Origin of the sequence: Bombiscardovia apis, assembly GCF_033095945.1 — a bacterium.
Classification (GTDB): Bacteria; Actinomycetota; Actinomycetes; order Actinomycetales; family Bifidobacteriaceae; genus Bombiscardovia; species Bombiscardovia apis.
This window is the reverse complement of sequence record NZ_AP026800.1, coordinates 1,275,873-1,300,174: the sequence shown is the minus strand read 5'-3', so window position 1 is coordinate 1,300,174 and position 24,302 is coordinate 1,275,873. Positions and strand designations below refer to the sequence as shown.

Annotated in this window: 16 protein-coding genes and 1 riboswitch; of the genes, 11 read left to right on the top strand and 5 right to left on the bottom strand. The window is 56.3% G+C overall.

Annotation, left to right across the window (positions count from 1 at the left end):
* Positions 1–101 precede the first annotated feature (101 nt).
* On the bottom strand, positions 102–2,642 hold the full coding sequence (locus tag R8377_RS05110; protein WP_317642421.1) for an energy-coupling factor transporter ATPase: 2,541 nt from the start codon (positions 2,640–2,642) through the stop codon (positions 102–104).
* On the bottom strand, positions 2,639–3,253 hold the full coding sequence (locus R8377_RS05105; RefSeq protein ID WP_425604988.1) for an ECF transporter S component: 615 nt from the start codon (positions 3,251–3,253) through the stop codon (positions 2,639–2,641). Before R8377_RS05105 ends, R8377_RS05110 begins: the two co-directional genes overlap by 4 nt.
* Positions 3,254–3,257: 4 nt before the next feature.
* Positions 3,258–3,389: riboswitch (FMN riboswitch) on the bottom strand.
* 79 nt (positions 3,390–3,468) lie between these two features.
* Between R8377_RS05105 and R8377_RS05100 the strand changes: the two genes are divergently transcribed.
* The 5 genes from R8377_RS05100 to R8377_RS05080 all read left to right on the top strand — a co-directional run bounded on the left by R8377_RS05100 (position 3,469) and on the right by R8377_RS05080 (position 8,462).
* Entirely contained in the window at positions 3,469–4,140 is a 672-nt protein-coding gene (locus tag R8377_RS05100) for an RNA polymerase sigma factor (RefSeq protein ID WP_317642420.1), read from the top strand.
* Complete coding sequence (locus R8377_RS05095; protein WP_317642419.1) at positions 4,127–5,050, top strand: hypothetical protein; 924 nt, start codon at positions 4,127–4,129, stop codon at positions 5,048–5,050. Before R8377_RS05100 ends, R8377_RS05095 begins: the two co-directional genes overlap by 14 nt.
* A gap of 84 nt (positions 5,051–5,134) precedes the next feature.
* Positions 5,135–5,977 (top strand): ABC transporter ATP-binding protein, encoded by an 843-nt coding sequence (locus R8377_RS05090; RefSeq protein ID WP_317642418.1) that lies wholly within the window; start codon positions 5,135–5,137, stop codon positions 5,975–5,977.
* Positions 5,978–5,979: 2 nt separating this feature from the next.
* Positions 5,980–7,200 (top strand): hypothetical protein, encoded by a 1,221-nt coding sequence (locus R8377_RS05085; RefSeq protein ID WP_317642417.1) that lies wholly within the window; start codon positions 5,980–5,982, stop codon positions 7,198–7,200.
* Entirely contained in the window at positions 7,197–8,462 is a 1,266-nt protein-coding gene (locus R8377_RS05080; protein WP_317642416.1) for a hypothetical protein, read from the top strand. The genes R8377_RS05085 and R8377_RS05080 overlap by 4 nt, the downstream gene beginning before the upstream one ends.
* 62 nt (positions 8,463–8,524) lie before the next feature.
* Here the strand turns inward: R8377_RS05080 and R8377_RS05075 are convergent, their stop codons facing one another.
* Positions 8,525–11,965 carry an RCC1 domain-containing protein gene (locus R8377_RS05075; RefSeq protein ID WP_317642415.1) on the bottom strand — a complete coding sequence of 1,147 codons (3,441 nt, stop codon included), beginning with the start codon at positions 11,963–11,965 and terminating at the stop codon, positions 8,525–8,527.
* A 244-nt stretch (positions 11,966–12,209) separates the two neighbouring features.
* On the opposite strand from R8377_RS05075, the gene R8377_RS05070 reads away from it, so the two are divergent.
* Positions 12,210–12,389 carry an antitoxin VbhA family protein gene (locus R8377_RS05070; protein ID WP_317642414.1) on the top strand — a complete coding sequence of 60 codons (180 nt, stop codon included), beginning with the start codon at positions 12,210–12,212 and terminating at the stop codon, positions 12,387–12,389.
* Positions 12,390–12,396: 7 nt separating this feature from the next.
* Positions 12,397–13,143 (top strand): Fic/DOC family protein, encoded by a 747-nt coding sequence (locus tag R8377_RS05065; RefSeq protein WP_317642413.1) that lies wholly within the window; start codon positions 12,397–12,399, stop codon positions 13,141–13,143.
* Between the two features lie 90 nt (positions 13,144–13,233).
* Here the strand turns inward: R8377_RS05065 and R8377_RS05060 are convergent, their stop codons facing one another.
* Together R8377_RS05060 and R8377_RS05055 are read right to left on the bottom strand one after the other, a co-directional pair.
* On the bottom strand, positions 13,234–16,617 hold the full coding sequence (locus R8377_RS05060) for an RCC1 domain-containing protein (protein ID WP_317642412.1): 3,384 nt from the start codon (positions 16,615–16,617) through the stop codon (positions 13,234–13,236).
* A 290-nt stretch (positions 16,618–16,907) separates the two neighbouring features.
* Entirely contained in the window at positions 16,908–20,024 is a 3,117-nt protein-coding gene (locus R8377_RS05055; protein WP_317642411.1) for an RCC1 domain-containing protein, read from the bottom strand.
* A 569-nt stretch (positions 20,025–20,593) separates the two neighbouring features.
* Here R8377_RS05055 and R8377_RS05050 point away from each other — a divergent pair.
* The 4 genes from R8377_RS05050 to R8377_RS05035 all read left to right on the top strand — a co-directional run bounded on the left by R8377_RS05050 (position 20,594) and on the right by R8377_RS05035 (position 24,208).
* Positions 20,594–21,136, top strand: a complete 543-nt coding sequence (locus tag R8377_RS05050; RefSeq protein WP_317642410.1) for a hypothetical protein — start codon at positions 20,594–20,596, stop codon at positions 21,134–21,136.
* Between the two features lie 92 nt (positions 21,137–21,228).
* Entirely contained in the window at positions 21,229–22,224 is a 996-nt protein-coding gene (locus R8377_RS05045; RefSeq protein ID WP_317642408.1) for a glycosyltransferase, read from the top strand.
* Positions 22,225–22,327: 103 nt separating this feature from the next.
* A complete protein-coding gene (locus R8377_RS05040; protein WP_317642407.1) occupies positions 22,328–22,858 on the top strand; it encodes a hypothetical protein in 531 nt (176 codons plus the stop codon).
* Between the two features lie 207 nt (positions 22,859–23,065).
* Positions 23,066–24,208, top strand: a complete 1,143-nt coding sequence (locus R8377_RS05035) for an amidase domain-containing protein (protein ID WP_317642406.1) — start codon at positions 23,066–23,068, stop codon at positions 24,206–24,208.
* The last annotated feature ends 94 nt before the right edge of the window (positions 24,209–24,302 follow it).

The following is a 24,302-nucleotide window of genomic DNA, read 5'->3' as shown; positions in this document are numbered from 1 at the left end:
GCTAGATACGAGTGAGGGCCAGAACGGGTATTCGTTCTGGCCCTCAACTTATATGCGTCAAGCGGCAGTAGCGCCCTGATAAGCCTGCCGACGTTGCTGACTTACCGCCAGATGCCCAATGCAATCAGAGCGGCCAAATATACAGCAACGAGGCCCATAAACGCCCAGTCTCGGCTGTGTAGTTGAAGCCGGCGGTAGTGGGTGCGCCCTCGCCCACCCTCGTATGAGCGAGCATCGAGGGCCTGGCCCAGATTATTGGCATGGCGTAGGGCTCCAGCGAAGACGGGAACTGCTATGGCTATAGCCGCTCGCAGTCGTTGCCCGGGTCTGCCGGACTCGATGGAGCCGCCTCGGGCTGCTTGCGCGTCGACCACTGAGTGCACCTCTTGGCTGAGGGTAGGAATGAAGCGCAGGGCTAGCGACAGTACAAGCGCAATCTCACCAGTGTGAACGCCCCAGCGGGAGAGTGGCTTGAGTAAGGATTCAAAGGCATCGGTCATCTGGGTGGGAGTTGTAGATTCAACCAGCAGAGCGCCCATAAGGATGATGAGTAGGAAGCGGCTGGCGTAGAGGAGGGCTATCCATAGGCCTTGGTCGGTGACGCGCAGTGGCCCCCAGCGGGCGAGAGCCCTACCGGTTTGCGTAAAGCACAGGTTGATGGGCACTACAAGTAGTATCAAGGCGAGGAAGACTCGTACTGATTTGAGCATGCTTTTCATGGGCGCGCGCGCCGCTGTGAAAAGGGCTGCCGTTACAGCGGCTCCTGCGAGCAGTTGGGCGGGTGTGCTGATAAAGAATGAGGCAAACATCATCAGTAAGAAGCTTACAATTTTGGCCCTTGGGTCCAGCTGATTCACGAGAGAGGTGGGGGGAGAGGTGCGGGAAACTGTGGGTTTTGCTAAATCCTTAGTGCCTGCGGCTTGCGAGCGAGGCAAATCGTTCTCTTGACTGGCCTGCGTCACTTCTTCCTGGGGGCTATCTGCCAGCAGCTGATGGTAGCGTTCCAATACTTGCTGCACGGGTCCGCTTGCTAGGATTCGCCCCTGCTCTAAGAGGAGAGCTTGGTCTGCTAGAGCCAGAGCCTCCTGGTCGGAGTGGGTGTTCATAACAATAGTGACACCGCGGCGGTGGAGCTCACGTAAGAGGGCGGTAATGCGCTGGCTGGCTGCCGGATCTAAGCTAGCGGTAACTTCGTCGAGTACCAGCACTTGCGGGTTGCAGGCCACAATCCCTGCAATAGCAACAAGCCGCTGCTGGCCGCCGGAAAGCTCGAAGGGGGAGCGGTCAGCTAGGGCGGTGATGCCGAGCAGCTCAAGTGCATCGTCGACGCTCTCACTTACTTGGGCAGGACTCAATCCGAGATTGCTGGGCCCGTATGCCACATCTTGCGCCACAGTGTCGGCAAAGAGCTGGTGTTCTGGATACTGCATCACGTAGCCCACCCGCTGGCGCAGGAGCCGCATTATCTGGCGGCGCTTTCGACCCCGCTTGGAAGCTTCCTTGCCAGCTAAAGGGAGTCCTGCGAGGGCGATGGAGCCATCAGTTGGAGCGAGCAGGGCGCACAAAAGCTTAGAAAGCGTAGATTTTCCAGAGCCGTTGCGGCCCATAATTGCGAGCGTTTGGCCCGGCTCAACTTCGAAGGAAATCTGGCTGAGCGTATTGTGTTGGCTATCTGGAAAAGCGAAGGAGAGATTGTGTATCACTACAGCGGGGGAATTTGCTGGCAAATCTAGGGTTTGCTCGCGGGGTAGAACTGCTGGTTGATGCTCTTCAAGAGCTGAGAGTTGTCGGTCAGCAGTAGGGTCGAGCTCGGGGGCTGTTTGCTCCTTCTGGGCTGCAAGTATGGCTATATTGCGCTGACCCAGCACCTGCTCCGGCCTGCCAGCTGCTACGATTCGACCCCGGTCGAGCACGAGCAAGCGGTCGGCCTGGCGGGCTTCGTCGAGCAAGTGGGTTATGTGAACTACTGCTTTGCCTTGCCTGCGTAGGCGGCCCATAATCGCTAGAATGTCTTGCCTGCCAGCTGCATCGAGCATGGCTCCGGGTTCGTCCATGATGATGAGCTGGGGCTCCATAGCAAGGTTTCCGGCCACTGCCAGCCGCTGCTGTTGGCCGCCAGACATGCGGGTTGGGTCGTGGTCTGCCCGTTGCGACATGCCCACTTGAGCCAGCGCATCGTCGACCGCTTGCACAATCCGAGGGGTGGGGAAACTCAAGTTTTCGGGCCCGAAAGCCACATCGTCTCGGGCCACGGTCGTTACTATTTGGTCTTCGGGATTTTGCAAGACGATACCGATATTGTGGCGGGCCTGCCGGTAGTGTTCGGGCTGCACCCGCCCAGCATCCGCAGGCAGGCTAGCGTCAAAAACTTGCTTGCCCAAGAGTTCTACCCGGCCCAAATCAGGGGCTACCGAGCCCGCTAGAATCTTGCCCAAGGTCGACTTGCCCGAACCGTTGGCACCCAAGATGCAGACCTGTTCGCCGGGAGCGATGCTGAGCGAAATATCGTCCAAAGCCCAGCTGCGCCCGCCGTCATAAGAAAATGACACGTGTTCAAGTTGAGCCAAGGCCTCGAATGTGCTCGCAGGGGCAAAGCCGGGAGCGGATTGAACTAGGGGGGAGGGAGTCTGCTGCTTGCTCACCGGTTGACCAGCTGGGAGATGGGCTTGTATACGAGGAAGGTGACCACGCCGTGAATGGTGAACTTGAGCACGTTAAAGGGCAGCAGAATCGGCACAATCATCCCCATTACCGCCTGCACTGACATGTGCGCATAAAAGGGCGTGATGAGGATATTACACAAGATAGCCATGGCCAAAGCAGCTACAGCGCCCACCACAATCCCTAGGAGAGCGCCCTTGCGCGTGTGAACTTTACGGTAGATAAGCGCGGCCGGCAGGCTCAATGATAGGGCTACCAAAATGGCAATAAGCGCGCCAAAGGGGTCAGTAAATAAGTGGGGCAAGAAGCCCAAGACTGAGATAATGGCTGCCGCAGCGGGGCCGAAAGCAAAACCGGCGACTAAGACCACGATGCCGGAAGGGTCATATTTTAAGAAGTTGGTTCCCGGGATGATGGGGAAGGAGAAAAAGCTCACCACCATAGTAAGGGCCACAAATAGCGCGTAGACTGCGATGCGTTGGGTGGACCAGCGGCCGTAATTTGCGGCTCCGGTTGAATGAGAGTTGCTCAAATGTGCAGAGGGTGAGTTCTGCCGCTGCGGCTGATTTTGCGTATGCGAAGACATGCTCAAGCGAGCCTCGTTTCTTCCATCCGGACTCTACCGTTGGCTTCGGCCTCTCACCGAAATCAGCCGCTTGCGCGGGTCGCGGGCTCCTGGACGCGCCAGATACCGCCAGTAAGGAATTGCACCTTCCCTGAAACATAGACACTTACAACTTACCATCGCCTATATAGAGAGTCAATGATGAGTAGGGAATCGCCGGTCTGGGTAGGGCGCAATGTGCAGTGAACAAAAATAATTTGGATTGTAGCTGCAACTATTTGGTTGGCGAATGCGAATATATACCTGTGACTAAGACAAACGAGACCCGGGATGCACGGTGGATACGCCATATCCTCCTGTGGCATTCCGATCGCGCAGCAGACGAGCTGGTGAGCTGTTATTACGACGGCCTCCTAGCTTATATCTGCTCCCAAATGTCCGATAGAGAGGAGGCTAAAAACTTGGCGCAAGAAAGCTTCATCGCAGCCCTGCACTCGCTGGCCTCCTACGATCCTCGCAAGGCGGCCTTCCGCACTTGGCTCTACCGGATAGCGACCAACAAGATTATCGACTACTGGCGGCGAACCCCGGTGCAGGCCATCTCACTTGATGCTCCTCGGCATCTAGGCGAGTCAGGCGATGTGCAGGGCTGGGCCGATTCGCTTGAGCTGGCCGACCTTCGGCAGGTAGACATAGCGCAAGGCGAGGTAGAGCGTGATTTACTGCGGCGCATCCTCCAGCAAGTGGCCGCCGCCGCTCCCGAAGCGCAAGAAGTCTTCCGCCTCCACCTCTACGGGGGCTACAACTTCGCACAAATCAGCGCCATGTCTGGCGATTCGGAGAGCACGGTGAAAGCCCGCTACTACCGCTTACTAGGGCAACTGAGAAAGGACTTTAGCGATGAAAGAGCATGACTTTGACATAACGCCAATCCTCGCAGCAATTCAAGGGCAGGATTTTGAGCCCAGCTCGCGCTCTACCCAGGCCGCAGGGCGCTCGCAAAGCGCATCTCAGGGCGAGGTATTGCTTACCGAAGCTGAGCGTCGAGAGGCAATCTCTGGCATCGTGCGTAAAGGCCTACCTCGCCGGCGAGGACTCATGGGTACCGTGTTGGAGATGTCTCACACCCTAGGCTTCAAAAACCTACTTTTCGGTGTCTGGGATTGCGCATTTTTGGGCTTGCTCTTGGGGCTGCTGATTTGGTCGGCCCTCCTAGGGCTACTTCAGCAGTCCGCAGGGCGGGGGAGTAGCTGGTATATGCCGGCCTTAAGCGTTCTTGTGTTTACGCTTTCGCCGTTGTCTTACCAAGCCATGCAGCTCTTGGTGGTTTGGAAAGAGCGCTCCTTCAACACGGCTTACCTCTTGCAAACCTGCCGCTGGTCTCTTCGGCAGATTTCCAGCGTACGCATGCTCTGCTTCGGCCTACTCTCTACGGTGGCTTCGGCCCTAACCAGCGCTGCTCTAGAGGTCATGACCGGGGGAGCTCTGCCCTGGCTCAAGGTGATGGGCATTTCCTTCGCCTCCCTCTTCTTATATGCGCTCGTGCAGTTGGGCATCGACAGCATGGCGAGTGCCGACCTAGCTATGGTTCTTCCATCGCTTCTGTGGTTGGCGGCAGGCTTGGGTCTGTGGCTGGGCCGCACCCGCGTGGTTTCCTGGCTTCTTGCCCTGCCCACCGCTGTGAGTCTAGCGGCTGGCTTGCTGACTGCTGTCCTCTTCCTGTTTGCTCTGGCCTGTAAGTGCTTGCTTGAGCCGGGAGTAGGGGTGTGGCTGCGCTCTTCGCTGGGCAAGCGCAAGGCTCAACCTTGGGGGGTGGCCTTATAAAACAAACCTCATACTGCTTTGTACACCGCGCCAAGCCCGCCCTAGGGCTGAGTTCAGTGCGCCCAACCACGATTGAAGGAAACCATGTTACAACTCGAACACGTCTATAAGAGCTTCGGCTCCAAGCAAGTCACCCGCGATATGAATATTACTTTTGAGCGCGGCGTGTACGGGCTCCTGGCTCCCAACGGTGCAGGCAAGTCCACGCTGATGAAAATGATGACCACGCTTTTGCGCCCCGACAAGGGCAGCATTACTTGGGATGGCGAAGATATCATCGGCATGGATGAGCAATACCGCGGCCTCTTGGGCTACCTGCCCCAAGATTTCGGCTATTATCCCAATTATACGCCCCGCCAGTTCTTGAGCTATATCGCCGCCTTGCAAGGGCTGAGCGACAAGGAGAGCAAAGAGCGGGTTATGCACCTGTTATCGATGGTGGGATTGGAAGATGCTGCGAATAAGAAGATGAAGGCACTTTCGGGCGGTATGGTCCAGCGCGTGGGCATTGCCCAGAGTCTGTTGAACGATCCGCAGCTCTTGATTTTAGACGAGCCCACCGCCGGGCTCGACCCCAAGGAGCGCGTGCGTTTTCGCAATATTATTCACGCCCTAGCAGCCGACCGCACCGTTATACTTTCGACCCATATTGTCTCAGATATTGAGACGATTGCCTCGCAAGTGGTCATGGTCAAAGACGGGAGCCTCTACCAGCAAGATAGCCCGGCCGGATTGTGCGCGCAGTATCAGGGCCATATTTACGAGGTGCCGATGGATATGCCCATGAGCGAGGGGCAGCGGGTGCTCGACGAAGTGCAAGAGGGCGCGCAAACCCTCCAGCGCATCTACTGCCAAGAGCCGCTCAGTGGTTTTGAGCCTGTTCAGGCCAACCTCGAAGACGTCTTCCTCATGGTTTACGGAGGCTAACGATGGCAACTCAGCATAGTAAAGCAGCCCGCCGCACCCATGCCCGGCCCAGCCTGCTCCTCAACCACGAACTGCGCAAGCTGCTCGGCTCTCCGCTCCTGTGGGTCATCCTACTGGGCATGGTCGTGGTGAATGCGGGAATCGCAGCCTTAACGACCAGCGACCTGCGCGCTCCCTACAATCTGGCCTCGCAGGTGCAGCAGTCCGCCGGCCACCGAATCAACGCTACTCTCAAGCAGGAAGTGGCCTCGCAGCCCGCCAGCAACCAGCGGCAGCGCTTGAGCCAGCTACTTGGCGAGGAGCAAGATCCTTACCAGTCCTACGAGGCCAAGCGTTTGGGGCGCAACGCAGTCTACGCCCTGCAAGGCGATAAGCACGAGCAGGTAGGAGCTTTCCAACGCAGTATGGACGCTGATATGGAAGCAAAATACGAGCGCCTAGGGGAGCGCGCCCAGCATTTAGCTTCCACCGCTGCTGGCCAAGACTTATATGCTGGCACTGCTACGGTCGATGCCCACCATGAGCTCTTCGAGGTGGAGGGCCGGGCAGTGCTGTGGGAGTCCATTATTGTGACCCTGCTCATTATGGTGGTATTGCTGGGCTACGAGCGCCAGCAGGGGGTCGAGCCGGTCCTCGCTTCGACCCGCACAGGCCGCCATCTCATGCGCTGGAAGGTCCTAGCCGGACTCCTGATTTCTCTCGCCGCCTGCTGCCTGCTCAACATAGCTACCACCGGTATGTTTGCTCTCTTCCTAGACACGAGAGGGGTGTGGGGCTCCTCAGTTTCGTCTAGCTTCAACCAGCTGACCACGGCCTTCGGCAGTGAGCCCTTCATTACCTGGTTCGACTGCACGGTCGGCGGCTACTGGCTGGCCAACCTAGGCCTCGAACTGCTAGCCATCGCAGGACTCGCCCTCCTCACCGCCGCTATCCATACGGTAGTTTCCTCCACTATGGCCGCGGCAGGCTTGAGCTTCCTCATCGTCATCGCTGGCTACTTTGTTGAGTTCTTCGCCGCCTCCCGCGGTGCCTGGGGACTCTTCCAAGTCTTGAGCCTGACTCCGGGCTATCTCATACTCACCCAAGGCTCATGGTTTACCGGAATGGGCCTGCAAGCGCTCGTACCCATGCAAGAAACCATCTCCAGCCTAGTTGCGCTCGGCATCGGAGCCATCGTCTTAGGGCTGGGATTGCACTACTACCAGAAGAAGGATTTGCTATGAAATGGAATGTATTCACCGCCGAGATTAAAGCTATCTTGCGCCCTCGGCCCACGCTCATCACCGCCGTCTTGGCCCTAGGCTTTATTGGCTTGCTCTCCTCGCTCATTGGTGCGACTATGCAGCCCTCCACAGCTCCTGTAATCGCCCAATACGGCCCAACTGCCACGCCTGCTCTCATATCTGGCAGCGAAGCGCACAATGCCGAATTGGAGCGCAAGTTCCAGGCTGATTTAGCTCAACTTCAGCCGCAAGCCAGCAAGGAAGGGGTGAATGACTACCGCAGCGCTCGCAGTTTCATAGACAAGATTCAGGAGCAGATCTGGCAAGACGCTTCGGTAGCCGACGGCCCAACGGGCCAGTTGTACGACCAGATTGAAGGTCTCAACAGCTACCAGCAGCTCCTCGTGGGGCATCGTGTTGTCGACAACTATCGCGGTTGCGGAAAGCAAGGACTGGCCCAGCGCGCGGCCTCCCAGCTGGGGCTCCTATCTGCGAGCGAGCACTCAGACCTTTACCAGTATTTGGGAGATGCGAGTGCTGCCTCCAGTAAGCGAGTGGAACTGCCGAAAGCAGTAGACCAGCGAGTGAACGCTTTAGCTCAGGAATGCCAGTCGGGCATGGGCCTTACCCACCCCGACGACACGATTCAGCTGTCTCAATCCTACTTGCGTATGGTATTCCTCGTAGTTTTACTAGCCACTCTGGGCCTATGTGCTCCCTTACTCACCCGCAATCGTATGCGTAGAATGCGGCAAACTCAGTGGTCAACCCGCGTGGGCCGCAGTATTCAAGGCATTGAGATGGCTGCCGCCGCTACCGTCGCCTTCCTCGTTGCCGCAGTGTCTTACGCTCTCGCCCTGGCCCTGTGGCTGCCCAAAATCAAAGCCTACCTGCCCACGCCGGTTTTCGACGGCGCAGACCTGCCCTGGTTCAACTGGAGCGTTGGCACATATATTGCAGTCTTCCTAGCAGCCAGCTTCGCCCTCAACCTCGGCTGCGCCCTACTCATGGTTTGGTTCTCCTCCCACATGAGCACCTACATCTCGCTCCTGTTGGTCTTGGTACCCTTCGCCGTCATCGCCTTCTTCGTAGAAGCACAATGGCTCATGGTAGGCCCCTTCATTATTGGCAACGAGATAAACAGACTCCTGCCGCTAGTAGGCATCGAAGGCTACATCTGCCTAGCCGTCTTGGCTCTCGGGGCTGCTCTATGCATCGTCGGCAGTCGCAAGGTCAAACACCAGCAGCTCGCCACAGCCTAGCTCACAACAGTGTGTGCCCCTAAACCCGTTATAGGCTTAGGGGCACACACTGTTGTGAGCTGTTACCTTGCGCTGACTTGGCTGCGTCGCACAGCAGGGGAGTGCTTAAGACTCAGCTGATGCCCGGCCAGGGTGAGCCCGGCCACGAGCGAAAGTCCTAGTAGCGTAACTCCGCCCAGTCGCTGCCCTGGAATTGCTCCGGCTTCGGGCAGGGTGAAGATGTGCTGGTAGTCGTAGGGCAGGGGGTAGTCCGGTTGAGCGATGCCTCCTAGGGTCCAGTGAATGTTGGCGGTGACCCTGCCCTCGGTGTGGGCCGGTGCTGTGGTGTCCCAGGTGGGGTCGTTCCAGATGGGGGTTGGGCTGGCTTCGGTCTGGTCGAACTTGACTCCGGTGACCTTGATATCGGGAATGTCCACGGGTGCGGGCGTGTTGCGTTGATTGGTGCTGCCGTCGCCGAGTTGGCCGGAGTCGTTTTGTCCCCAGCTGTAGGCGTGGTGGTCGCCGCTGATGGCGAGGCTGTGAGCCCAGCCTGCGCTGATGCTGGTCCAAGTAGTGTTGGGTTTGCCAGTGGGGTCGTTGACGGGTACGGGCTTGCTCTGGTATGTGCCATTGCTGCCGTTGCCGAGCTGGCCAAACTGTTCGTTGCCCCAGCTGTAGGCGTGGTGGTCGCTGCTGAGGGCCAGGCTGTGATAGGTGCCTGCGCTGATACTGGTCCAGGTGATACCAGGTTTGTTGACTGGGTCGTTCACGGGTACGGGCGTGCTCTGCTGGCTGCCGTTGCCGCCGTTGCCGAGTTGGCCGGTGCCGTTGTATCCCCAGCTGTAGGCGTGGTGGTCGCTGCTAATGGCCAAGCTGTGAGCCCAGCCTGCACTGATGCTGGTCCAAGTAGTGTTGGGTTTGCCGGTGGGGTCGTTGACGGGTGCGGGCATGTTGTGGGCATTGGTGTCGCTGGTGCCGTTGCCGAGCTGGCCTCGCTCGTTGTATCCCCAGCTGTAGGCGTGACCGTCGCTGCTAATGGCGAGGTTGTGAGCGTAGCCTGCGCTGATGCTGGTCCAAGTAGTGTTGGGCTTTCCTACCGGGTCATTGACGGGCATGGGCGTGCTCTGGTCGGTGGTGGTTCCGTTGCCAAGCTGACCGGAGTCGTTCTGTCCCCAGCTGTAGGCGTGGTGGTCGCTGCTGACGGCCAGGCTGTGCCTGCTGCCTGCGCTGATGCTGGTCCAAGTAGTGTTGGGCTTTCCTGCCGGGTCGTTGACGGGCGTGGGCGTGCTGTGGGGGTTGTTGTCGCTGCTGCCGTTGCCGAGCTGGCCTCGCTCGTTGTATCCCCAGCTGTAGGCGCGGCCGTCGTCACCGATGGCCAGGCTGTGAGCGTCGCTTGCGCTGATTTGGGTGAAGTGTACACCTGCGGGCGCGTGCACTAGCACGGGCTGGCTGCGGCTGGTGGTGGTGCCGTCGCCGAGTTGGCCGTAATTGTTCTCGCCCCACGCGTAGGTGTTGCCGTCCGTGCCGATTGCCAGGCTGTGACCGCCGCCCGCGCTGACCTGGGTGAAGGTGATGCCGATGGTGGTGTCGGGTGGGGTGATGTGGATGGGGTTGCCGCCGGTGTCGGGGCCGGAGGTGGGGGAGAGCTTGAACTTCCATGCTTGCCAGGTTGCTTTGAGTGTCAGGTTGCGGGTGACGGGTTGGGTGAAGTCCCAGGCGGTACCGGTTGTGGAGTCGGCCCACCCAGTGAACCAGTGGTGTTCCCAAGCGGGGTCAGGACTGGGCCACTCGATAGGCTGAGGATCGTCGGACCATACGGTCTGGTTGGCGGGTGTGGGGCTGCTGGTGTGTCCGACCGCGTCACCTAGCGTGAACTTGACAGTGTATGCGCTGGCGTAAATGTAGTGGAGGGTGGCGGTTTCGCTGGACCCGTTGCTGACTGTGCCGCCTGCTCCGCTGAGTGCGCCGCTGACGTGGTAGGTGACGGTGACATCGACTGCTCCTGGAGCGCGTTGGGGCACGTGCATGTCCCACACGCCGGTGATGGGGTCGATCGTTTTGCGGCTGACCTCCACGCCGTCGAACTTGACCGAATCGATCACGTACTTGGGAGAAAGAGTTCGGACAGGTGTGCTGCGGCTGGTGGTGGTGCCGTCGCCCAGCTGGCCGTAATTGTTGTATCCCCATGTGTAGACTTTGCCTTGACTGCTCAGTGCTGCGGTATGGAAATAGCCTGCGCTGATGCTGGTGTAGCGCTCGCCGGCCGGTAGCTCTCCGGGCAGGACCTTGACGGGCCGGGCGGATACACCGGTGGTGGTGCCGTCGCCGAGCCGGCCTTCGCTTCTTGTTCCCCATGTGTAGACGTTGCCGTCGCTGGCCAGGGCTGCGGTATGGCTATGTCCTACGCCGATGGCGGTGAAGCGCTCTCCTGCGGGCAGCGCTCCGGGCAGGACCTTGACGGGTTGGTTCTTCCATTTGGTCGGACCGGGGCTTGTGCTTCCATCCCCGAGTTCGCCATCATAGTTGTATCCCCAGCAGTAGGCGTTGCCTTGGTCGGTGATGGCCGCGGTGTGCGCGACTCCGGCGCTGATGCTGGTGTAGCGTTCGCCTGCGGGCAGCGCTCCTTGGCCGACTTTGACGGGGCGGCGGCTGAGAGCATTGGGATTTCCGTTGCTTGTGGGGATGGTGGTGTTTCCCAGCTGTGCCCATCTGTTGTCTCCCCAGCAGTAGGCGTTGCCTTGGTCGGTGACGGCGGCGGTATAGGCCTGTCCTGCGCTGACGGCTATGTAGCGTTCGTTGTAAGGTCGTTCTCCCGCGTCTGCCTTGACGGGCGTGTTGCTGCTAACCAAGCTGTAGTTGCCGAGTTGACCGTAATTGTTCCATCCCCAGGAGTAGATGTTTCCTTTGTCGGTAAGAGCTACGGTATGGGCCTGTCCTGCGCTGATGGCGGTGAAGCGCTTCCCTGCGGGCAGTGCTCCCGCATTGACCTTGACCGGCAGCGCTCTGCTGGTAGTGGTGCCGTCGCCGAGTTGACCACTAATGTTCAATCCCCATGCGTAGGCATTGCCGTCGTCGCCTAGGGCGACGGAGTGGTAATAGCCTGTAGCGACACTGACGAACCGCACCCCGGCGGGTGCGCGCACCCGCACCGGCAAGGCGCGATCGGTGCTTGTACCGTCGCCCAGCTGGTTGCTGGAGTTCAATCCCCATGCGTAGGTGTTGCCGTCGTCGCCGATGGCAACGGAGTGTGTATACGCGGTGCTGATTTGGGTGAGGCGCAGGCCATTGATTCCTGGAGGGGTGAGCGCCGCTGTGGCGTCGGCGTTGGTGGGGCCTTTGGTGGGGGTGAGGGTGAATCCGTCTACGGTTTCGGAATTGGCGTTGTTGCCGCGTGTGTGCTGGCTTGGGGTGGTGTTTGGGGTTGGTTCAGCGTGGGCTGAGGTCGTGAGACCGATTGCCCCCCCCCCAAGGACAATCAGGGCTAGCGCTAGAGTAGCGGCGCTGGCGGTGCGGAAACCACGCATTATTCCTCCAAAAACGGACCAAACACGGCCGCTTAAAAGCAGCCAGTCCGCGTAATGCTAAAAAATGAAACGTTCAATCATTAAACTGTGAGCCGCCCAACCAGTTCCCCAACCGCAGGCCAGCACCAGCCATATCTAAGCCCAGTCTAACACCCATCCCCAAAAACTTCACACTCGGGGTGCGGAGGCGAGATTGGTATGATAGAAGGTAAGAGCTTGGCGGGCGATGGTGTAGGAGGATGCTATGGAGAGTGGGGAGCGCAGGCGGCGTTTAATGAGCGTGGCTGGGGCTATTCATTCTGCGCGTATGGAAGGCGGGGATGTGAGCCCGCAGTTCTGCCGCGATGCCCAAGACTTCATCGAAGGCCGCATCGATTCCCACGCTTTAGTCAGCACTACTCGCGCCCGCTACGGTCTGGAGTAGGCGGGGCATGCCTGCGGCCGAAGACCCGTATCTCATTCCCGGCAGTCAAGTACTGCGAAACCGGGTGGGAGCGCGTACTGCTGAGCAGCTGCTGCTGGCCGAGAATGACTTAGTCACAGCGCGTTTCCAAGAGCTCAACGAGGAGCATCTCACCGCGCAAGGTACGCTTGAACAATTGCGCTGGATTCACCATTATCTCTTTCAAGATGTGTATGACTTGGCCGGGCAAGTGCGCACTATCGACATGAGTAAGGGCGGCGGAACCGTCTTCCAACCCCTGCGGCTCTTCAATAATGGCGCTGAGTATGCTGAACGGACTTTGCGCGCCGATTGCATGCTGGTGGGATTGAAGCGAGACGAGTTCGTTAAGCGCTTGAGCGTTCACTATGACAACTTCAACATGCTTCACCCTTTTCGCGAGGGTAACGGCCGAACGCAGAGGGTGTTTTGGACGCTGGTAGCCCGTGACGCTGGCTGGGGATTGGACTGGCCTGCTGTGAGCAAAAGTGAGAATGATCGGGCTTCTATTTTGGCTCACGAGCGGGTAGATTACTCCCTGTTAGAGGCGATGTTTGCTAGGATTGCGCAGCCATTGGACCGGGAAAGCGGGCCCGCAGATTTGACTGGAGCTCAGCTCAACGACGCTCGATGGGGCGAGGAACAGCCCATCCTACAAGAGATTCTGAGCGAAGCAGATTATCAAGTTCAGCGGCGGCGATTGAGCTACCAGTTGGAAGGCGATACTCGCGATTGAAAACTGCCTGGCTGACAGTACCGGCTTGTTTCTGCTGCGCTCTGCTACCGTGATGGGCTGAACCGGCACAATACAGAGGATGACTGCCGCTTACCCTACAAGAGCCGAGTGCCGAGCTTCCTTCGTTTGCTTCCAGCTCAACCGATGCCCGGCCGCAGTAAGCCCGGCCACGAGCGAAAGGCCCAGTATCGTAACTCCGCCCAGTCGTTGCCCTGGAATCTCGCCGGCCTGCGGCATGTCCATCAGGTAGGTATATGACAGCGGATAGTCGTCTTGGGGCTGGCTGCCTAAGGTCCAGTGGATGTTGGCGGTGATTTTACCTGGGGTGTGGGCCGGGGCTGTGGTGTTCCAAGTGCTATTACCGCTGTCCCAAGATGGTGCGGGGCTGGCTTCGGTTTGGTCGAACTTGACTCCGCTGACGACGAGTTTTTGGTAGCCTACTTGGACGGGTCGGTTGCGGCTAATGTAGGTGCCGTCACCGAGCCAGCCGTCGCTATTCATTCCAGATGTGTACGCGTTGCTGTCGCTGCCGAGAGCAACGGTACGCGCGCCGCCTGCGTTGATGCTGGTGAAGTGTTCTCCTGCTGGTAGGGCGCCTTGCTGTACCTTAACCGGTGTCCAACGGTCGGTGTCGCTGCCGTCGCCGAGCCGACCGAAATCATTTCTTCCCCATCCGTAGGCGTTGTTGTCGCTGGCGAGAGCTGCTGTGTGCGCGTATCCTGCGCTGATACTGGTGTAGTGTTCTCCTGCTGGTAGGGCACCCGGCTGTACCCGAACCGGTAGAGTGCGGTCGAGGATGCTGCCGTCGCCGAGTCGACCATTCTCGTTATTGCCCCATCCGTAGGCGTTGTTGTCGCTGGCGAGAGCTGCTGTGTGTGCGTATCCTGCGCTGATGCTGGTGTAGTGTGCTCCTGCCGGTAAAGCGCCCGGCTGTACCTTAACTGGTGTCCAGCGGTCGGTGGTGCTGCCGTCGCCGAGGCGGCCGGAATCATTGTTGCCCCAAGTGTAGGCGTTGCCGTCGCTGGCGAGAGCTGCTGTGTGTGCGTATCCTGCGCTGATGCTGGTGAAATGTTCGCCTACTGGTAATGCGCCCGGTTGTACCTGAACCGGTAGAGTACGGTCGGCGATACTGCCGATACCGAGGCGGCCGGAATCATTGTTGCCCCATGCGTATGCGTTACCGTCACTGCCGAGAGCAACGGTAAACCCGTCGGCAGCGCTAATGCTGGTGTAGTGCTCGCCTGCTGGTAAGGCGCCTTGCTGTACCTTAACCGGCTGATTCCTGCTGGTGGTGGTGCCGTCGCCGAGTTGGCCGTAGGCGTTCCATCCCCATGTGTACGCGTTACCGTCGCTGTCGAGAGCAACAGTAAACCGGTCGGCGGCGTTGATGCTGGTGAAGTGTTTGCCTGCCGGGAGTGCGCCTTGCAGTACCTTAACTGGCAGGCTGCTGCTGGTGGTGGTGCCGTCGCCGAGTTGGCCGTAGGCGTTCCATCCCCATGTGTACGCGTTACCGTCACTGCCGAGGGCAACAGCATGTGCACCTCCTGCGCTGATTTGCGTGTAGCGGATGCCTTTGGGTGGTTCTGGGGCAGTGATGGATACGTTGTTGCCGCCGGTGGTGGGTCCGCCGGTTGGTTTGAGTTTGAACTCGTAGGCTTCCCATTTGGCTGTGAGGGTCATGTTGGCAGTGACTGGTGTATTGAAGTCCCAGAGCTTGCCGGCGGAGTCGGCCCACCCGTTGAGCCAGTGATGGCTTCGACTAGGCGTAGGAGTGGGGTACTGAATCGGCTGAGGATCATCCAAATACACACATTGGTCTGCTGGCTCGGTACCGCTTGCCCCACCTAGATTAAAATGCACGATGTAGGCAGTCTTGTATTCGTAGCGTAACGTCACGTTGCCGGTTTGACTACCGGGGTTGATGACAGTGCCATTATTATCGATAGCATCGATACGGTAATCGACTGTTACATTGATTGCTCCCGGATTGTGCTGTGGCACTTGCATAGTCCATACGCCGGTATTGGCGTCAACGCTTTTCTGGCTAACGCTAACACCCTCAAACGAAACAGAGTTAATCACATACTTACCCCAGAGCAACTGTACTGGAGTATCACGTTGTGTGTTGGTGCCGTCGCCGAGCTGACCGTCAATATTGCGTCCCCATGTGTATGCGGTGCTGTCGCTGCCGAGAGCAGCCGCATGCTCCCATCCCGCGCTGATACTGGTGTATCGTGCTCCGGCTGGTAGTGCGCCTTGTTGCGCTTTAACTGGCAGACTACGTTGTGTGCTGGTGCCGTCGCCGAGCTGGCCGGCAGTATTCCAGCCCCATGTGTAGGTGTTATTGTCGCTGCCAGCTGCAACCGTATGCCAGCCTCCTGCGTCAATGCTGGTGTAGTATGTTCCGGCTGGTAGTGCACCCTGTTGTCCTGCAACTGGCAGATTACGGTTTGAAGTACTGCCGTCGCCGAGCTGACCGTACTGATTGTCTCCCCATGCGTAAGCATTGCCATCGCTGCCGACTGCAACTGTATGGTTGTATCCTGTACTAATACGGCTGTAGCGTATTCCGGCTGGTAGGGCGCCTTGCTGCACTGTAACCGGTGTCCAGCGGTCTGTGTTGCTGCCGTCGCCGAGCTGGCCGGCAGTATTCCAGCCCCATGCGTAAGCCTTGTTGTTGCTGCCGAGCGCAACCGTATGCCAGCCTCCTGCGTCAATGCTGGTGTAGTATGTTCCGGCTGGTAGTGCACCCTGCTGCACTTTAACTGGTGTCCAGCGGTCTGTGTTGCTGCCGTCGCCCAGTTGGCCGGCAGTGTTCCATCCCCACGTGTAAACCTTGCCGTCGCTGCCGATTGCAGCCGTATGGTTGTATCCTGAGCTAATACGGCTGTAGCGTATTCCGGCTGGTAGTGCGCCTTGTTGTACTTTTACCGGTGTCCAACGGTCTGTGGTACTGCCGTCGCCCAGTTGGCCGTAAAGATTGTGTCCCCATGTGTAAGCCTTGCCGTCGCTGCCGAGAGCAACGGTATGGTTGCTGCCTGCGCTGATGCTAGCGTAGTGTGCTCCGGCTGGTAGTGCGCCTTGTTGCACTTTAACTGGTGTCCAGCGGTCGGTATTGGTGCCGTCGCCGAGCTGACCGTTATTATTTTTTCCCCATGTGTAAGCATTGCCGTCGCTGCCGAGAGCAACTGTATGGTTGCTACCTGCGCTGATTTGGGTGAAGTGTACACCACTGGGCGGCACTGGCGGGGTGAGTGTGGCTGTGGCATCAGCGTTGGCCGGGCCTTTGGCAGTGGAGAGGGTGAAACCGTCTACGGTTTCGGAAGCTGTGTTGCTTCCACGTGTGAGTTGGCTTGGTGTGGTGTTTTGGGCTGGGTTAGCTGCGGCTGAGCGTGCAGTTAGAGTAACCCCCCCCCCAAGGATGGTGAGAGCTAGTGCCAAAGTTGCAGCGCTAGCAGTTCGGAAACCACGCATAACTCCTCCAAAAACGGACCAAACACGGCCGCTTAAAAGCAGCCAGTCCGTGTAATACTAAAAAATGAAACGTTCAACCTTCAAACTGTAAGCTGCCCAACCAGTTCCCCAACCGCAGGCTAGCTCCAGTCATATATACGCTCAGTCTAACACCCAATCCCAGAAAAGCTGCAACTCGTAGCGTTCTGGGGGAGTGTGAGCATACAAGTTCGGCCCAGCAATATTGGTGCCGGGCCGAACTATAGGGGGGAGGAAGGGGGAAGGGGATTGCCCCCCCCCCCCGTTCAGGACTAGACGGCGATTGTGCCGTGTTTGCCTGCACGCTTGTGTTTGCGGCTCAACTGGTAGCCGGCGATGGTGAGGGAAGAAAAGATAGTGAGGCCTATCATGACTCCGCCGCCCAGTCGGTATAGGGGAATAGAGCCTGCACTGGGAATGGGCATCAGATAGGTATACGACAGTGGGTAGTTGTCGTAGGCTACACCCCCCAAAGTCCAGTGGATGCTGACGTCGACTCGGCCGGGGAGGTGAGCTTGAGGTTTTACATTCCAAGCCTGATTGTCACCATCCCAAACGGGAGCGGGTGAAACTTCAACCTGGTCAAACTCAACAGCGGTGACAACGAGTTTTTGCAGCCCAACCTGTACCGATACGTTGTGGTCAAGGTCAGAGTCGTTGCCCAGCTGGCCTGTATTGTTGTGGCCCCAAGCGCCAGTGTGCTTGTTGCTGACGTTTGCGACGGTGTGCGTGCCTCCTGCGCTTACGTTGGTATAGTGCTGCCCAGCAGGTAGTGCACCCTGCGCAATAGCATCAGGCGCGTTGCGGTCAGCATTTGCGCCGTCGCCGAGCTGACCAAAATCGTTGCGACCCCACGCGTATATAGCGTTATTGCTGCTTAAAGCTACGCTGTGCCAGCCTCCCGCGCTGATACTGGTGAAGTGCTCGCCGGCGGGTAGGGTTCCTCGACTTACCTGAACTGGTGCGTTGCGGTCAGTGTTGCTGCCGTCGCCGAGTTGTCCGTGGTCGTTGTTGCCCCATGCGTATGCTTCGTTGTTGCTGGCAAGGGTCAGGGTGTGGTTGGTTCCTGCACTGATTGCAGTATGGCGTTCTCCTGCCGGTAAGTCTCCTTGGCTCACCTGAACTGGTGCATTGCTGTCATTTGTGGTGCCGTTGCCGATCTGGCCTTGTGCGTTGTCTCCCCAAGCGTAGGCGAGATTATCAGAGTCGATAGCAGCTGTATGGGATCCTCCGGCGCTTACACTGGCGAAATACTGGCCCATAGGCAGTGCGCCTTGGCTGACTCTTACTGGTTTGTTGCGGTTGGTATTGCTGCCGTCGCCGAGCTGGCCGTGGTCATTGTTGCCCCACGTGAATGTCTTGCGGTTGGAGCTAATGGCAATATTGTGATTCCAGCCCGCGCTGATATCCATATAGAAGTGTCCTGCGGGCAGGGTTATACGGTTGACCTGAATTGGCGTATTGCGGCTGGTGTTGCTGCCGTCGCCGAGCTGGCCGTAGGTGTTGTCTCCCCAAGCGTAAAGGTTGTTGTCTGTTCCGAGCGCGAGGGTGTGATTCTTGCCCGCGCTAACGCTTACAAATCGTACTCCCGAGGGTGTAGCTACTCGCACTGGTAACGCGCTGTGGCTGCTGGTGCTGCCGTCGCCCAGCTGACCGGAAGTGTTACTACCCCAAGCATAGGTGTTGCCATCGGATCCAATGGCAACGCTGTGTTCATATCCCGCGCTTACCGAAGTATATACGATGCTTTGAGGAGAGTTTGGCGCAATTACTGACACCGTATTGCCGCCGATAGTTGGGCCAGAGTTGGGGTCAAGCTTAAACTGGTAGGACTCCCATTTAGCGGTGAGGGTCATGTTACTGGTTACTGGGGTATGGAAATCCCAGAGTTTGCCGTCGGGTGCGGTCCATCCAATGAACCAGTGGCCGCTCCAAGTTGGGTTGAAACTAGGGTAAAGAATAGGCTGCGGGTCGTCTGAAAATACGTATTGAGCGTCGGGTGAGGGGCTGTTGGTGGAGCCGGTTGCCTCTCCTAACTCGAAGTTAACGTCATATATGGGCGCATAAGTGTAGTGAAGAGTAGCGGTTCGTGTGGGGCCTTCTAGTATGGTTCCATTAATAATAACTCCTGCTGTGTGATAGGAAACGATGACTTCGATCGTTCCTGGTCCGCGTTCTGGCACGTCGAAGGTCATGACACCTGTATCTTGATCGAAATCTTTATGCCCGACTGTGCTGCCGTCGAATGTAACGGAGTCAATTATATATTTGGGTTTTCGCGTTCGCACCGGCGTGCTGTGATCAACTGTATCTCCGGCACCGAGTTGGCCTATATCGTTTCTACCCCAACTCATAACTGTACCTCGGTTGGTTACAGCAAGACCTTGAGCAACTCCAAATACAGAGCTGATATAGTGCTCGCCTGCTGGCAAGTCTCCAGTTTCGATTTTGCCTGGTATACTGCGATCGTTGTGAGTTCCGTCTCCTAGCTGTCCGCGATTGTTGTCTCCCCATGTGTAAAGGTTGCCTTTATCTGTAATTGCTGCGGAGGTTTCATATTCTGAACTGGCGTAGATGAAGTGTTCATCTGGGGGTAAAACGTTCGGTGCTATTTTGCCAGGCGTTCTGCGATTGTTGTGAGTTCCGTCTCCTAGCTGTCCGTGAGCGTTTTCTCCCCATGTGTAAAGGTTGCCTTTATCTGTAACTGCTAAGAGGGAAGCTGCACCCATACCCATAGCAGTGACATGTTCGTCTGCAGGAATGTCGCCTTGTAAAACTTTAACAGGTCGAGTTTTACCCCACGGTTCTACGGAGTTTACGGTGCCATCGCCAAGTTGGCCAGATGAATTTCCTCCCCATGCATACATGTTGCCTTTGTTGGTTAAGGCTGCGGATGTGACATTTGCTGCAACGATGTCGGAGTAGTATTCGCCTGCAGGAAGGTTTTCTAGTAACACTCTGGTGGGCTCATAAGCATCTCTTAGATGCCCTTTGCCTAGCTGTCCAAATTCGTTCCAACCCCAAGCATATACATTATGGCGGTTGGTAAGAGCGACGGTGTGGTTAGCACCTGCTTGGACTTTGATGTAGTATTCGCCCGGGGGCAAATCGCCTTGCACAGTTTTTGTAGGCGTATCCAAATAGCCCCCTCGACTTCCGGTGCCTAGATGCCCATATGAGTTGTCACCCCATGAGTAGATGTTACCGTCATCGCCGACAGCGGCAATGTGGGCAAGGCCTGCGGCCACATCAACAAATTGTACGTCAGGTGGGGTTTGCGCTTGGATAGGTAGGGTGCTGGCATCGAAGCGGGTATCGCCCATTGCGCCTTGGTAGTTCAAACCCCATGTATATATGTTGCCATCCTGGCCGAGACCAACGGAAAACAACTCTGCTGAAGAGACCTTAGAAAATGCGACGCCACTTGGCGGTACTGGCGGCGTGAGAGTGGTAATGGCAGGCCTGAGGGAGGGACCTTTAGAGGGGGAGAGTGCGAATCCATGAACTGTTTCCGAAGGGGGAATGCTGCCACGTATAAGCTGGCTTTGCGTACTGTTTTGGGCTGGTTCAGCTGCGGCCGAGCGGACTAAATCGAGTCCCCCCCCCCCAGGTTTGCTAAAGCTAGCGCGAACGCAACGACGCTGGCAGTACGGAAACTACTCATTACCCCTCCATGCGGGCCTTACAAGTCCGCGCGAAAAAGCGGCTGGCCCGTGTTTAATCTAAACAGGTTAGTCATTATGTCAAGCTGCGAGCTACCTATTCCAGTTCCCCCAACCTAGGCATTCCAGCTCTATCTAAAATTCAGTCTAGCAGCAAGGCCTGGAATCTGAGTAATCTTTGGTGTGTGCTGCTCGAAAACAGTGTTTCTGGTTTTGATAGCAGCGGTTAAAACGGTATCGGGGCCTTGCTCGGTTTGCGTGAGAGTTGATAGCATGATGGAAAGGAAAGCTTCAACATGCACGCATCAACGATGAAAAAGACCGCTGTATCGCGATTGGTCATACTGGTTTGTGCTGGAACTCTCAGCTTTAAGCTTTTCCAAAGAAATAGCGCGAGAACTACTGTGCAGCGTGAAGAATTAGGGGTTGATTCCGATGTAAAGAAAGCTGTTGACTCGTATTCGGCACTGCTCAAGTCTATATATTTGCAAGATGAATCTGAAATTGCGAAACATCCGGCTGGTGAAATCAACGCAGTTAGACCACAAGCGGACATGATACAAAAAAGTTTCACTGATTATGGCATGAACATAGTGGACGCAACTGTTGAGTCAACTATTGAAAAAGTTGATATTAAAGCAGACGAAAAAACTATTCAGGTTCTCGTGCAAACAAGAATACAGTCCATGATTCCTGGACTCAGCGATTTCGAGGAAAAGCAAGAATCCACCTGGAATGACATTCACACTCTTATATATGAAACCAGAGGACTGAATCATGCGGTCGAAGAAGATTTACTGAAGAAAGACCTCACTGTTTTGGAAGCTAGAATAAGCTAACGTAACGCTCACGCCCTTAACCGTTGGTAAGCAAATGATATGGGAATGGTGCCGGGAGCGCAAAAGTTGCGGGGGAATGCCACAATGGGGGTATGGCACAAACGTTGAATAAAGCGGCCCTGGTGGTCGTGACTTATAAGAGGCAAGAACTGCTGGCGGGATTGTTTGATTCTATCTTGCAACTCACCCAGGCTCCCTGGCGGATTGTGGTGGTAGACAACGAGAATTCGCCCGAAACTGAGGCGATGGTTCGCCAGTTTGCCGAGCGTGTGACCGGGCGTTGGGGCAAGACCATTATCGACAGCTCCGGCAACCAAGAGCGCGTCGTGTACTTCCCTCAGGACCACAACAGCGGGGGAGCGGGCGGCTTCTCGGCGGGAGTGAAGAGGGCCTACGATTTGGGTGCCAACTGGTTCTGGGTGATGGACGACGACGTGGCAGTTGAGCCCAAGGGCCTCGACCTGCTCACTAAGTGGACTGACCGCTATCAGGTAATTCAGGGCTCGCGGCTGGACTACGACGGTGGCCCCTTCTACTGGCAGTACCACTTCCTGACTTCGCTGGGCATTCCCGATCCCATCGCGCCGGCCGCTTTTGGGCCTTCAGGCACTAAAACTATGAACACCATGTGCTTCGAGGGCGCCTTCTTCTCCCGGCAGATAGTCGAGAAAATTGGCCTGCCCGATCCGCGCTTCTTCATCTACTGGGATGACACTTTGTATGGCTATTTGGCTTCGAAGGTGACGCAGCCGGTCGTGGTTTCCGACGTGGTAATGCGCCGCACCCGCGAGATTGGCAACTGGAATATTGCCGGAGTGCGCCAGCTCAACTCCACCTCAGACATGAACCGCTATCACATTATGCGTAATCGCGGCTACATGGCCCGCTACTTTATGGCTCACGGCGACTACAGGCCGGTTCTCTTCGCAGCTGGCACGCTGGCCACCGCCGCCAAGGAAGTTATCCGCCTAGTCGCAGTGGACCGCAAGAGCCTCATGACAGGCATACCCCAGCTCTTCCACGGCTGGCTAGACTCGCGCAAACTCATGCACGACCCCGAGTGGAAGCCCATGCCCCCGCTTAAGTAGGGTGAGCACCGCCTTCGCGCTGCGCTATGCTGTTGTCTCATAGTCGGCTAGTCAGCGCGAAGGCTTGCAAACACAGGCACAGTGCAGTGCAAGGAGTGTCGAGATGGTAAGCAATCTGAGAGTGAACCTGCTCAAGGGAGCGATGCTTGCTTGCTGCGCGGCGCTCGTACTGGTCAATAGTGGCCCTCTGGCTAAGAGTGAGCCCATGCTGCCTGAGACGGCAGCGATTATTAAGGCTGTCGAAAGATATGGCAGGCAGATTCAAGCCAGTTATGATCCAGAGCAAGAGCGTATGCTGCCCACCGACGTGCAGGGGCGCTTAGCTCGGAAAAACGGAGTCGAGACTGACGTTTCGAGCCGGATAGGTTTCACTAGAGCCGGTGTCGATGTATCGACAAAAGTTATTTCGATAGCGCGCGATGGCCTCGCAAACACGGTAGTTGCTGACATCACGACTAACATTCACTTGGTACCCTTGCCCGGGGCTGAGATTCATATTGCCGGAGAAAACAGAGACAGGTTGAACTCAAGCTACACCGAGCAGCATGTACTCACCATGGAACGCGAAAGCACTCATACAGATACCTTCACAGTGACCAAAGATAGGCTGAAAGAATACGTGATAACTCCCTAGGTGGCGTTCCGTGATGAGTTTACTCAATACTTTTGTGCATAGGAATATTGGAAGACAGCTATGTCGACAGTTTAATTTGTTGAGTCGTCTCTACTGAATTCTTTTATCTTAAATGGTGTTTTGTCAAAGCATGAAACAATATCTGTTAATCTGGAGGAGGGGCCGATTTATGAAAGTGTTCTAACAATGTCGTAGAGAGAACTTCAAATGATAAAAAAAAGATGTAAAACAAATATTGTTAAAAGTGTCTTGGTCATAGCTTGTACGCTTTTTATAGTGTTGAGCAGTGGATTTTTACCCAAAGCTACTGCAGTACCTCTTGATGACGAAATCAACAAAGTGGTTGCTTTGTATGGGCAACAGATTCAAGATAGCTATAGCATGATTAAATCGAGATCGCTTCCTTCTGACAGTCAAGGAATGTTGGCGCGGAAGAATGGTATAGAGTCAGACACCTCGGCTGAACAAGGTATGGATAACAGCAATGTTCGTGTGTCTACAAATGTTGTCTCGTCAACAGTAAGCAGCTCAACAAAAACAATCGTCGCTGATATTACTACTTCTATTACGGCTGTGCCTAAACCTGGAGCTGTAATTCATATCGCAGGAGAGAACAGAGACAGTTTGGAGTCGAGCTATACCGAACGGCATGTACTTACTGTGAAACAAAAAAGTGAGGCAGGTGCGAAAGAATTAGCGATAACTCAGGATGTTATCGAAGAACCCACTACCGACGAGACCGATGCCGAAGCGGTATCCTTCCCGGATAGGCAGAAAAACGACTCTTTTGGATTTTCTCCGCGTCTTCAAACGTATGGAGGAAGCGCTAATTCAGTAGGGTTGGATTATATTAAAATGGCTCAGTATGCGGAACTATGGACCGATCCTGCACATGCAAATACTATGAATCCTAAGTATCCTGTATATGATCAAAATTGCGCCAATTTTGTATCACAAGCACTAGAGTATGGTGGTTTAGGGACTACGTCCGCGAATATGGCCAATAAAAATGATGAAAATCGTTGGACCGGATGGATCTGGGGCTCATGGAAGGCTTCAACGCGAACGTGGCATAATGCTGAAATGAATTACCGGTATATGGCAAATCATTCTAAATCTTTTTATAGAAGCGATATACGGTACACTGCCGGTGGTGGTTTAGCTTATGCTGATTGGCATAATAATGGGCAAATTGACCATGCTATGGTTGTCGTGGGCTATATAGGTTATGGTTCGGAACTGGGCCCTGTTGTGTGTGGGAAAACCAATAATTCTCACGATGTACCTCTTGCACAAATTACCCGCCGACATCCGGGTATGCGATGGCATGGTCTCCAATGGAGATATTAATAATATTTAGTGTAGTTTAAACGCCTGCATCGCCATAATTACGGCTAAACTGAGTGAATAGGTATGTGTTGTGTCTTATGCCTATTCGCTCAGC

What these genes read in the sequence shown, in the direction of transcription:
- R8377_RS05095 (WP_317642419.1), top strand. Translation starts at nt 4,127, where the DNA reads ATGAAAGAGCATGACTTTGACATAACGCCAATCCTCGCAGCAATTCAA.
- R8377_RS05090 (WP_317642418.1), top strand. Translation starts at nt 5,135, where the DNA reads ATGTTACAACTCGAACACGTCTATAAGAGCTTCGGCTCCAAGCAAGTC.
- R8377_RS05060 (WP_317642412.1), bottom strand. Translation starts at nt 16,617, where the DNA reads ATGCGTGGTTTCCGAACTGCTAGCGCTGCAACTTTGGCACTAGCTCTC.
- R8377_RS05035 (WP_317642406.1), top strand. Translation starts at nt 23,066, where the DNA reads ATGATAAAAAAAAGATGTAAAACAAATATTGTTAAAAGTGTCTTGGTC.
- R8377_RS05050 (WP_317642410.1), top strand. Translation starts at nt 20,594, where the DNA reads ATGCACGCATCAACGATGAAAAAGACCGCTGTATCGCGATTGGTCATA.
- R8377_RS05040 (WP_317642407.1), top strand. Translation starts at nt 22,328, where the DNA reads ATGGTAAGCAATCTGAGAGTGAACCTGCTCAAGGGAGCGATGCTTGCT.
- R8377_RS05045 (WP_317642408.1), top strand. Translation starts at nt 21,229, where the DNA reads ATGGCACAAACGTTGAATAAAGCGGCCCTGGTGGTCGTGACTTATAAG.
- R8377_RS05080 (WP_317642416.1), top strand. Translation starts at nt 7,197, where the DNA reads ATGAAATGGAATGTATTCACCGCCGAGATTAAAGCTATCTTGCGCCCT.
- R8377_RS05075 (WP_317642415.1), bottom strand. Translation starts at nt 11,965, where the DNA reads ATGCGTGGTTTCCGCACCGCCAGCGCCGCTACTCTAGCGCTAGCCCTG.
- R8377_RS05085 (WP_317642417.1), top strand. Translation starts at nt 5,980, where the DNA reads ATGGCAACTCAGCATAGTAAAGCAGCCCGCCGCACCCATGCCCGGCCC.
- R8377_RS05070 (WP_317642414.1), top strand. Translation starts at nt 12,210, where the DNA reads ATGGAGAGTGGGGAGCGCAGGCGGCGTTTAATGAGCGTGGCTGGGGCT.
- R8377_RS05065 (WP_317642413.1), top strand. Translation starts at nt 12,397, where the DNA reads ATGCCTGCGGCCGAAGACCCGTATCTCATTCCCGGCAGTCAAGTACTG.